Annotated in this window: 11 protein-coding genes; 9 read left to right on the top strand and 2 right to left on the bottom strand. The window is 67.7% G+C overall.

Annotated features, from left to right (window positions below; translation table 11 throughout):
- Window positions 1-84: 84 nt before the first annotated feature.
- On the bottom strand, window positions 85-1,251 hold the full coding sequence (locus BIWAKO_RS26890; RefSeq protein WP_201788653.1) for a GGDEF domain-containing protein: 1,167 nt from the start codon (window positions 1,249-1,251) through the stop codon (window positions 85-87).
- Between the two features lie 282 nt (window positions 1,252-1,533).
- On the opposite strand from BIWAKO_RS26890, the gene BIWAKO_RS26885 reads away from it, so the two are divergent.
- From BIWAKO_RS26885 to BIWAKO_RS26855, 8 genes are all read left to right on the top strand, one after another.
- Window positions 1,534-2,082, top strand: a complete 549-nt coding sequence (locus BIWAKO_RS26885; RefSeq protein ID WP_371332221.1) for an RNA polymerase sigma factor — start codon at window positions 1,534-1,536, stop codon at window positions 2,080-2,082.
- Window position 2,083: 1 nt separating this feature from the next.
- The gene (locus BIWAKO_RS26880; protein WP_069881257.1) at window positions 2,084-2,890 is read left to right on the top strand and encodes an anti-sigma factor family protein; all 807 of its coding nucleotides are present in this window, start codon (window positions 2,084-2,086) and stop codon (window positions 2,888-2,890) included.
- 100 nt (window positions 2,891-2,990) lie between these two features.
- The gene (locus BIWAKO_RS26875; protein WP_176733412.1) at window positions 2,991-4,319 is read left to right on the top strand and encodes a sulfite oxidase; all 1,329 of its coding nucleotides are present in this window, start codon (window positions 2,991-2,993) and stop codon (window positions 4,317-4,319) included.
- Between the two features lie 2 nt (window positions 4,320-4,321).
- Window positions 4,322-4,669, top strand: coding sequence for a hypothetical protein (locus BIWAKO_RS26870; RefSeq protein WP_069881256.1), 348 nt, complete (start codon window positions 4,322-4,324; stop codon window positions 4,667-4,669).
- A 12-nt stretch (window positions 4,670-4,681) separates the two neighbouring features.
- Window positions 4,682-5,071: a c-type cytochrome gene (locus tag BIWAKO_RS26865; protein WP_069881255.1), complete on the top strand. Its 390-nt coding sequence runs from the start codon at window positions 4,682-4,684 to the stop codon at window positions 5,069-5,071.
- 175 nt (window positions 5,072-5,246) lie between these two features.
- On the top strand, window positions 5,247-5,774 hold the full coding sequence (locus BIWAKO_RS26860) for a 2'-5' RNA ligase family protein (protein ID WP_069881254.1): 528 nt from the start codon (window positions 5,247-5,249) through the stop codon (window positions 5,772-5,774).
- A gap of 163 nt (window positions 5,775-5,937) precedes the next feature.
- Window positions 5,938-6,108, top strand: coding sequence for a helix-turn-helix domain-containing protein (locus BIWAKO_RS37425; protein WP_371332099.1), 171 nt, complete (start codon window positions 5,938-5,940; stop codon window positions 6,106-6,108).
- The gene (locus BIWAKO_RS26855) at window positions 6,099-6,863 is read left to right on the top strand and encodes a substrate-binding domain-containing protein (protein ID WP_371332098.1); all 765 of its coding nucleotides are present in this window, start codon (window positions 6,099-6,101) and stop codon (window positions 6,861-6,863) included. The genes BIWAKO_RS37425 and BIWAKO_RS26855 overlap by 10 nt, the downstream gene beginning before the upstream one ends.
- Here the strand turns inward: BIWAKO_RS26855 and BIWAKO_RS26850 are convergent.
- On the bottom strand, window positions 6,814-7,548 hold the full coding sequence (locus BIWAKO_RS26850) for an SDR family oxidoreductase (RefSeq protein ID WP_069881253.1): 735 nt from the start codon (window positions 7,546-7,548) through the stop codon (window positions 6,814-6,816). The two genes, BIWAKO_RS26855 and BIWAKO_RS26850, sit on opposite strands and share 50 nt — an antisense overlap.
- Before the next feature lie 484 nt (window positions 7,549-8,032).
- Here BIWAKO_RS26850 and BIWAKO_RS26845 point away from each other — a divergent pair, with 484 nt between their 5' ends.
- Window positions 8,033-9,604: a DUF4153 domain-containing protein gene (locus BIWAKO_RS26845; protein ID WP_176733411.1), complete on the top strand. Its 1,572-nt coding sequence runs from the start codon at window positions 8,033-8,035 to the stop codon at window positions 9,602-9,604.
- Window positions 9,605-9,609: the final 5 nt, after the last annotated feature.

The following is a 9,609-nucleotide window of genomic DNA, read 5'->3' as shown; positions in this document are numbered from 1 at the left end:
CGTCCGCGCAGGTCATGTCTCGCCCTTCCGCCTGGCCGTCCGGAAGGCGGCGCGGCTTGTCGCGATCGGGGCGTTCGATCGGCGTCAGGCCGCCTCGGAAACCCCCGTCGCGCCGGCCATCTGAATGCGGTTCCTTCCAAGCGCTTTGGCCTTGTAAAGCGCGAGGTCGGCCGCCGAGAGCAGCTCGGCGAGGGCGGTCGCGTTCGATTGCGCTTCGGCCAGCCCGATGCTGACGGTCGCCGTCAGGTTCAAGCCGTCGCTTCGCGCTGCGCGTTCGGCAAATGCCCTGGCGACGGCCTCGCCGATCCGGCCTGCGGCGGTGCTGTTCTGGCCGGGCAGCAGGAGCGCGAACTCTTCTCCGCCCAAGCGGCCGATGATTCCGTCGGCGTCGGCGATCTCGCGCGACACCGTGGCGAAGAGTTTGAGCACCGCATCGCCCGCGTCATGGCCGTAACGGTCATTGATCGCCTTGAAGTGGTCGAGATCGAAGGCAAGCAGGCACACCGGCTGTTGCGCGTCCGCATTCCTTAGCGCCTTGGCGCCGTGCTCGAAAAACCCCTGCCGGTTGCGCAGCCCGGTCAGGAAATCCGTGCGGGAATCCGCCAGGAGCTGCGCCTGATACTCTTCGCGGATCAGCGCCAGCAAGGCCATTGGCATGGCCATCATGAAGAGCACGGCCTCGTACATCGTGGCCTTGGCGAGAACCGGCAGCAGATGCTCGCCGTAGAGTTCCACGAGCAGGGGCGCGAGGGTCGCGCGCAGGGAATAGAACAGGCCGTGGCAGACGAAGACCGCGACGGCGATCGGTCGGGATCGCAGAGGCTTCACCGCGCGGCTGCGCAACAGGACAAGCGCGGTCAGGCCGCAGATCGCGGCAATCGGCAGCGAGGCGACATAGGTCCAGAAGAACACCGGAAACGCTTCGCCACCGATGGCCCACGCCGCAGCCAGGACAATGAGCACGGCGGCGCAGCGGCCGATGCGTACGCGCTCGTCGAGGCATCTGACGCCCTGGAGAACCAGGAGGTAGCCGAGAACCATGACGATATTGGTCAGCGCCGGGCCTATGATGCCGGGAAACGCCTCACGCCTCATGGCGAGCAGGCAGCCGACGGCGAAAACGACATAACTCGCAGCCCAGATGCCGAGCGGGCGTGAGCGCTGGCCATGCGCCTTGCGCTCCCACAGCGTCATGGCTGTGGCGACCAGCGATGTTCCAACGGTCAGGTACCAGAGGGTCGGCAGGTCCATGTTCATCGCGTGAGTGGGCCTGGGCAGCAGTGCCTCAGGCGAGGTCCGGAGAGTCCTTTATGGCAGCGTGGTTCCTCTGGTGTGGGAGAAAGGAATTAAGATTTGTTGAGACAGGCCGCCCGTATCTCGTCACGGGCGGGGCTGCAGCATCGGCTCCCGCGCAAGCGGCGGCATGCAGCGACGCAAGCTGCGCCTGGCTGGAGGTCGCGACATCCGCGGACGGGGCCGGAAACCCCTGGCCGAGCCTTGAGAAGCCCGGGAGCCTCTGCGATAGGATAGGGCCTGAAAGCCATCGCGGAGGGGCTCATCCTGCGTATCGTCGTCGAGCGTGCCCTGCGCCGGAACTGGGACCGCCTGTTCTTCTATGCGCTGCGGCTGAGCGGCAGCCGGGACGCGGCGGCCGATCTGCTGCAATCCTGCGCCATGAAGGCGCTCGCGGGGGCGCCGCCCGAGGAGGACGAGCGCCTCCGGCCCTGGCTGTTCACGATCCTGCGCAATCTCTGGATCGACGAGCATCGCCGCGAGCAGGCTTCCGAGGTTGCCGCCACCGAGGCGGACGCGCCCGAGGGCGGGTATTGGCGCCATCATGACAGCCTGATCGCCGAGATCACCGTGCGCCAGGCGCTCGAACGCCTCGATCCGTCGCATCGCGACATCCTCGAACTGATCGATCTCGCCGGCTTTCGCTATGGCGAGGCGGCAGAGATCCTCGGCATCCCCCAGGGGACCGTGATGAGCCGGATCAGCCGGGCGCGCGCAGCGCTGCTGGAGGCGGTCGAGGGCGGCAATCTTCGCGTTCTCCCGCTGCGGCGCCGCCAGGTGGGTGGCTGACATGACCGGGCGCGAAACCATCTCCTGGGATCTGCTCAACGCCTATGTCGATGGCGAGCTGGAGCCGGGCGAGACGGCCAAGGTCGCAGCCGCGATCGCGGTCGATCGTGAGATCGCCGCCAAGGTCGCGACGCTGACGCATCTGCGCGCCACCATGCGCGCCGTATCCCCGCAGGAGGAGGCGCCGGCCTTCGCCTTGCCGGAAGCCCTGCCGCCGACGCGACAGAACCCCCGGCCCTGGCTGCAGGTGGCGGCCGCGCTGCTGATCGCCTGCGGACTGGGCGTGGCCTGGTTCGGCCTGTATCGCGCGGACCCGGCAGAACCGCCGCTGTCCGCGGCGGTTGCCGCCCATCGGCTCTGGCTCGCGCAAGGGCCGGCCGGCCATGGGTCCGCGGCGCCGCGCCTCGGCGTCGAACTGGCGGGCGCCAAAGTCGACGCCCTGCCGGATCTGTCGCTCGCCTCGCTGCGCCTCGTCCATCTCTCGCTCGACCCCGCCGTGCGGCGCGGCGGCGGCGTGCTTGCCGGCTATGTCGGGCCCAATGGCTGCCGCGTCGGCCTGTGGATCTCTGCCATCGACGACAGCCTGCCGGCGCGGCCAGCCGTCCAGGATCGCGACGGTTTCGCGATCCGCGCCTGGCACGGCCACCATGCGAGCTACGCCCTGATCGGGCAGGGCATCGATCCCGCCCGCCTCGACGGTATTGCCGCCCTCGTCGCAAGGCTGACCGAGGACGAGCGCAGCATCCCGCGCGAGCAGATCGCGGCGCTGGCCGAGGCGCGCAGCCTCCGCCCGGCTTGCGTCGGCTGACGGTTCTTTCGCTCCGCCAGAATATTTTTCTCGACCTGGAATAAATCGCATCGGCCCGGCGTCGTCTCCAGCGAGGAACATGTCCTCGGGAGAAAACACCATGTTGGAAGACGTCCAGGCGCGGGATGCCGCCGCCGAACCGCATCACGATACAATCCCCGAACGCTCCACCGCTCCACGCGCATCGCGACGCCTCCTGCTCGGCGGCAGCCTGGCAGCGCTCGGCGCCTCACTTGGCGGCCTGCCGCGCCTCTCGATCATATCGCCGGCCGCCGCACAGGGCGCACCGGCTGCCGCGCCCGCAGCCGCTCCGCCAAAGGGTCCGCAGCCCTTCGATTTCCCGGGCAAGGACAAGGGCCTGGTGCTGCTCGGAGACCGGCCGCTCGTCGCCGAGACGCCGGAAAGCCTGCTCAATGACGACACCACGCCGATCTCAAAATTCTTCATTCGCAATAACGGCCAGATCCCCGAGCCGGTGGCGAATGCCGAGACCTGGCAGCTGAAGATCGAGGGCGAGGTCGAGAAGCCGCTGACCCTGACGCTGGCCGAGCTGAAATCCCGTTTCGCGGCGCAGACCTTCCGGATGGTGCTGGAATGCGGCGGCAATGGCCGCTCCTTCTACCAGCCGGCCGGGCGCGGCAACCAATGGACCAATGGCGGCGCCGGCTGCGCCGAATGGACCGGGGTGCGCCTCGCCGATGTGCTGAAGGCCGCGGGCCTCAAGGCCAGCGCCAAGTTCACCGGCCATTTCGGCGCCGATCCGCATCTCTCCGGCGACACCACCCGCGATGCGATCTCGCGCGGCATGCCGATCGAGAAGGCGCTCGAGCCGCATTCGCTGATCGTCTGGGCGATGAATGGCGAGCCGCTGCCGCATATCCATGGCGGCCCGTTGCGCCTGCTCGTCCCGGGCTGGCCGGCCTCGCTCTCGTCGAAATGGCTGAACCGCATCCTGGTGCGCGCGACCCCGCATGACGGGCAGGGAATGGGCGGAACCTCCTACCGCATCCCGACCGTGCCGCTGATTCCGGGCTCGAATGCCGACGGCAAGACCAATTTCACCGACATGACCTCGATGCCGGTGCGCTCGATCATCACGGCGCCCGCCAATGGCACGCGCCTGCCGGCCACGACGCGAGAGGTGCCCTTGCGCGGCGCTGCCTGGGCCGGCGATCATGATGTCGCCAAGGTCGAGGTCTCCTTCGATGCCGGCCAGCGCTGGCAGGCGATGACGCTGGCCAAGCCGAAGAACCGCTATGACTGGGTGCGCTGGACCGGCGCGGTGACCTTGCCGAGCGAGGGCTATTTCGAGTTCTGGGTCCGCGCCACGGATTCGCGCGGGGTCGCCCAGCCGCATGTCGCGACCAACTGGAACCCGCAGGGCTACGGCTCCAACCCGTTCCACCGCACCGCGATCCTGGTCGGTTGACGATGGCTGGTCTTCACTCGCTCCGGATGGCCGCTCTTGCGGCCATCCTCCTCGCCCCCGCCGGCAGCTTCGCCCAGGAGGAGACGCCCGAGTCGTTGCCCGATTTCCGCGGCCGCGACGAGACCTTCGGCTACTGCATCGGCTGCCATTCGATGAAGGTCGTCGGCCGCCAGGGCATGGACCGCGTCCGCTGGGACGAAACCCTGAACTGGATGACCGAGAAGCACAGCATGCCGGCCCCCGACGCCGAGATGCGCGCGATCCTGCTCGACTATCTCGCCCAGGCCTTTCCGCCCAAGGCTCCGGCCCAGAGCGGCGGCTGGGTCAGCCCCTTCGCGCCAAAACCATAGGATTCCAACGATATGAAGCTTGCCTACCTCATGGGCGCCGCGCTGCTCGCGGCCGCCGCCCAGCCCGCCCGCGCGCAGGATGCCGCCGCCGGCGAGAAGGTCTATGCCCAGTGCCGCGCCTGCCATCAGCTCGGCGAGACCGCAAAGAACACGGTCGGGCCGGTCCTCAACGGGGTCATCGGGCAAAAGGCCGGAACCCGCGAAGGCTATGGCTACAGCACTGCGATGAAGGATTCCGGCCTGACCTGGGACGACGCGACCTTCGCCGACTACATCCAGAACCCGCGCACAAAGGTGCCGGGCACCAAGATGATCTATGCCGGCCTGAAGGACGAGAAGCGGATCGCCGATCTCCTGGCCTTCCTCAAGCAGTTCGATGCGAGCGGAAAGAAGGGTGGGTGACGGAGTGCGCGCCGGTCATCCCTAAGCCCGGCCGTGCAGGTCGCAGCACCTGGTGAAGATCGGGGCTGGATCGGCGCGCGGCCGAGGCTGCCGGGGAGGGGCCGGAGATCACGGCGGTGCGCCACCCGCTTCTGCCGTTGCAGGAAGGGGCGAGGCGGGGCACACAGGCTGCCTCATGTTCGGCATCACCTTGCGCACGCAGGATCCTGCAACCCCCTTCTGGGAGCTGGTCGACAAGGCTTCGGCCTTCGAGACCGCGCCCTCGATCCGCGCGCTCGGCTATTTCCCCCACATCACGCTGGCGCGCTACCGGGCGATCGGGACATCCAGCCTCGCCGCCGCCGCGGAGGCGCTCAAGGGCGAGCCGGCCTTCGCGCTGACCTTCGAGCGGATGGCATTCTTCGATACCGAGCCGCTGGTGCTCTGGTTGAAGCCCAGCCCCGTTCAGCGCCTGATCGAGGCTCACGCAAAACTCCATGCACGCGTCGATCCCGCGCTCTGCGACCCGCACTACCTGCCGGAGCACTGGTGGCCGCATCTGACGATCGCGATGACGATCAGTGGCCCGAAGCGTGAGGCTGCTCTCGACTTGGCCAAGCGGCCCTTTGCGCCCTTTGCTCTCACCTTCGATTTGGTGGATTGCGTGTCCTGGCCGCCGGTCAGCATCCTGCAGACGCGAACGCTGGCCCAGGAGCCGGCTTAGCAGTCGCGTGGATTGAATCGGATGGGCGACACCGCCCACGGCGGTCCTCGCTGCCGGGAAGAGCGGTGCAGCCTGTCCGTTTGCGAGTGCTCGGAGGAGCGCGGCGGGTGGTCAGAGGGCGGCCCGCCGCGTAGCGTATCGACGCAAAATCGTGGACTGCGTCATGCTTACAAGATCGCTCAAGACCTTCCTGACCGTGGCGCGAACGCTGAACTTTACCCGCGCCGCCGAAGAGGTTCATCTCGCGCAGTCGAGCGTGAGCGACCAGATCCAGGCCCTGGAAACCGAACTCGGCGCTGCCCTTTCACGCGCTCGAGGATTGGCTTGGAGCTGACGCCTGCCGGAAAAGTTCTCCAGCCCTATGCCGAGGAGCTGATGCAGCTGGCGGATGAAGCGCGGGCGGCGATGGGCGCGATCGCGGCGCGCCCTGCCGGATCGGTCACCATCGGCGCGTTGGAGACCATCGCGTCGGCGAAGCTCCCGCAATGGCTTGCAGGCTTTTCGCGCGAGCATCCCGAGATCACGCTCACGATCAAGATCGCGAGCAGCGGCGAATTAATGAGGCGATTGGCGGATGGAGACATCGATGTCGCCTTCCGTTTCGACCCGCCGGACCTCGATGAACGTCTGGCCCGGCGTCCGATAGCAGCGGCGCCCCTCGTCATCATCGCATCGCCCGACAAACGCAGCGCGCTCGCCGGGGATCTTGCTGCATTCGCAGGCGCGCGCTTCATCGTCACCGAAGTCGGATGCGTCTATCGGCGTCTGTTCGACGAGGCTTTCGCTCAGGCGGGCCTCGCATGCCCAAGCCCCGCGGCCGAGGTCGGCAGCATCGCCATGATCGTGCGCCTGGTGGCGAGCGGGGCAGGAATCGGCCTCGTCCCGCACTTTGCCGTCGCCGAGGCCCTGGAGCGCGGCGAGATTGCCGGAGCACCATGGCCCGGGCCGCCGCCCTCGCTCTCGATGATATGGCGCCGCCGCCGCATCCAGCCCGCGGCGCTCAAGCATTTTCTGGCCGCCAGCGACAGCTTCGAACCGATCAGATCAGCCGGTGTCCGCCCTCGACATGCAATACCGTCCCCGTCGTGAAGCCATTGCCCATCAGGAACCGAACCGCGTCTGCAATGTCGTCGGGCTGACCGATCCGCCCGACCGGCAGGCGCTCGGCCATGGCGCCCAGCACCTCGTCCTTCCGGTCGCCGGCGACGAAGGCCCAGATCGGCGTGTCGACCCAGCCCGGCGACACCGCATTGACGCGGATCGGCGCCAGCTCGACCGCAAGCGCCCGGACCAGCCCTTCCAGCGCCGCGTTCACGGCGGCCACCGCAGCCCCGCGGGCCGAGGGTCTGTAGGCCGCGATACCGGAGGTGAAGGTGAGCGAGCCATCGCGACCGATCTTCGACACGCCATGCTTGGCCAGCAGAAGTGGCGCATAGATCTTGCTGTCCACGGCTCTCTGGACGGCCGTCAGGTCGAGTGCCGGCAGGAGTTCGTAAGCGCCCTCGATATCAGCCACGGTACAGACGACATGGTCGAGCCCGTCGACGTGCTCGAAGAGCTTCACCACCTGCTCTTCGCGGGACACATCTGTAACGACGGCGGTGAGCGCCGCGGGAAAGCCAAGAGCCTCTTCGGCAGCCCGCAACCGGGCTTCATTGCGTCCGGCGATGATGACTTCGGCGCCAGCGTCGAGGCAGTGCCGCGCCAGCGCCAGGCCCATTCCAGATGCGCCTCCTGCGATGAGAACCTTCTTATGCGCGAGCGCCTTATCCATGATGATCGATCCCTGCGGGTTTTGAAACGTCGTCGGCAGACGTCGCAGGCCGGGCGGGGCGGTTGAAGCGGAATAAACCGATCGTGGTATCGGAAGCACCGAGGCTTGCCCCGCCAAGCGACACTGTCGGTCATCAGGGTCGACGATCGGCCGCTTCCCGTGCAGGGGCTGTTTCCTGCACAAAAACTGCACAACAATCCTGAAATCCTGAGCGTTCTGCGGACCGGCGCTGCAATCGGCTGCCGCATCTCTGGCGCATGGCAGAGATCATCGCTCCCCGTTCCCTCGCATCAAGGCTGCCGCGCCGACTCGCCGGTGACGGCTGGTGGCTCGTGGCGAGATCGCTGCCTGCCGAGACCGCCATCCTGGCTTTTCCCGCTCCGCCGCGTGGTCCCCGCGCACCCGAATCCTCGATCAGCGAAACCCCATGCCCATGTCTTCACTCTCAGCAGAGCCCTCCGCTTCAGCAGTGCCCACAGAGCCCGTGTCCGCCCCGTCAGCCGAGCTGACGGCCGCTTCCTCCGCGCGCCGCGCGACGCGCTGGCTTAACCTCCGGCTCGCACTCGCCTCCGGCCTGGTGCTGCTGGCCGATATCCTGTTCTACGGTCATGGGCTCGGCATCTCGCTCGCCTATTTCCTTGGTGTGCTGGCGATCGCCTCGCTCTGGGCGAACCCTATCCGCGCCAGCGGCCGCAGGCGTGCCCTGGCACTCCTGGTGCTGGGGGCGGGGCTGCTCGCCATCGCTGAAGACGTCAGCCTGCTCTCCGCCTTGGTCGCCATTCTCTGCACGGCGGCCTTTGCCGTCATTCTCCGCCAGCAGCAGCAGGCGCGCTGGCAGGAGCTTTTCCGGCAGGCGCGGCTGATGCTGCTTGCCGGCGCCGGCAGGCTGATGCGGGATCTCGCCCGTGTCGGTCGCCTCGCGGCGCGGCGGCCGCGCCAGTCCTCGGGCAGCGCCTGGCTCATCAGCTGGATCGTGCCGCTGGTGCTTGTCGGCGTGTTCACGACGCTGTTTGCCTCAGCCAATCCGCTCGTCGAGATCTGGTTGAACCGCATCGACCTCAGGCTGTTGCTCGACCTTGCCTCGCCCTGGCGCGCCGCCTTCTGGCTGATGATGCTCTGCCTGGTCTGGCCGATGCTCCATGTCCGGCTCGCCCGCAAGCGCAAGGCGAAGGCGAGCCCGGCTACACCTGTGACCGTGACCGGGCCTGATCGCCACGGGCTCTTCGGAGACACGGCGATCCTGCGCTCGCTTGTCCTGTTCAACGCGCTCTTTGCCGTGCAGACCCTGCTCGACATCGCCTATCTCTGGGGCGGCGTCGCGCTTCCGGACGGCATGAGCTATGCCGCTTACGCCCATCGCGGCGCCTATCCGCTCGTCGTCACGGCGCTGCTGGCGGCTGTCTTCGTCATGCTCGCGATGCGGCCGGCCGGTGCATCGGAGCGCCATCGCCTGGTTCGGCCGCTGGTCCTCGTCTGGGTCGGCCAGAACATCATGCTGATGGTCTCGTCGCTGCTCCGGCTCGATCTCTATGTCGAAGCCTATTCGCTGACCTGGCTCCGGCTCGTCGCCTTCGTCTGGATGCTGCTTGTCGCGCTCGGCCTCGTGCTGATCATCGTCCAGATCGTCCGGCGGAAATCGGTCAACTGGCTCGTCACGGCCAATGCCACCGCGCTCGCACTGGCGCTCTACGCCTTCTGCTTCGTCAACACGCCGGCGGTGATCGCCAACTACAATTTCCGCCATTCCCAGGAGCTGCGCGGCACGGGCTCGCGACTCGACGCCGCCTATCTGAGATCGCTCGGTCCCCAGGTGATCCCGGCCTTCGACCGCTATACGCCGCGCATCGCCGCCGTCGGCCCGACGGTTGTAGGTTCGATCTGGGCGGGCAGCCAATACATGCCGGGCAGTCGCGTGAGCATGGTCGATCGTCACCGCTGGCAGCAGGCGGACTGGCGGGCCTGGGGCTTTCGGGCGTGGCGCCTGTCGCGCTACTTGGCTAACACTCCCACCGCCCCGCTCGGGGGCACGAGCAGCCCGGCCCCAGCCGGCCAGTGACAGGC

This window comes from Bosea sp. BIWAKO-01 (assembly GCF_001748145.1).
GTDB lineage: Bacteria > Pseudomonadota > Alphaproteobacteria > Rhizobiales > Beijerinckiaceae > Allobosea.
Note: the sequence above shows the minus strand (reverse complement) of the source record. Positions and strands in the feature narration are given on the sequence as shown.

What these genes read in the sequence shown, in the direction of transcription:
- BIWAKO_RS26890 (WP_201788653.1), bottom strand. Translation starts at nt 1,251, where the DNA reads ATGGACCTGCCGACCCTCTGGTACCTGACCGTTGGAACATCGCTGGTC.
- BIWAKO_RS26880 (WP_069881257.1), top strand. Translation starts at nt 2,084, where the DNA reads ATGACCGGGCGCGAAACCATCTCCTGGGATCTGCTCAACGCCTATGTC.
- BIWAKO_RS26875 (WP_176733412.1), top strand. Translation starts at nt 2,991, where the DNA reads ATGTTGGAAGACGTCCAGGCGCGGGATGCCGCCGCCGAACCGCATCAC.
- BIWAKO_RS26870 (WP_069881256.1), top strand. Translation starts at nt 4,322, where the DNA reads ATGGCTGGTCTTCACTCGCTCCGGATGGCCGCTCTTGCGGCCATCCTC.
- BIWAKO_RS26865 (WP_069881255.1), top strand. Translation starts at nt 4,682, where the DNA reads ATGAAGCTTGCCTACCTCATGGGCGCCGCGCTGCTCGCGGCCGCCGCC.
- BIWAKO_RS26860 (WP_069881254.1), top strand. Translation starts at nt 5,247, where the DNA reads ATGTTCGGCATCACCTTGCGCACGCAGGATCCTGCAACCCCCTTCTGG.
- BIWAKO_RS37425 (WP_371332099.1), top strand. Translation starts at nt 5,938, where the DNA reads ATGCTTACAAGATCGCTCAAGACCTTCCTGACCGTGGCGCGAACGCTG.
- BIWAKO_RS26850 (WP_069881253.1), bottom strand. Translation starts at nt 7,548, where the DNA reads ATGGATAAGGCGCTCGCGCATAAGAAGGTTCTCATCGCAGGAGGCGCA.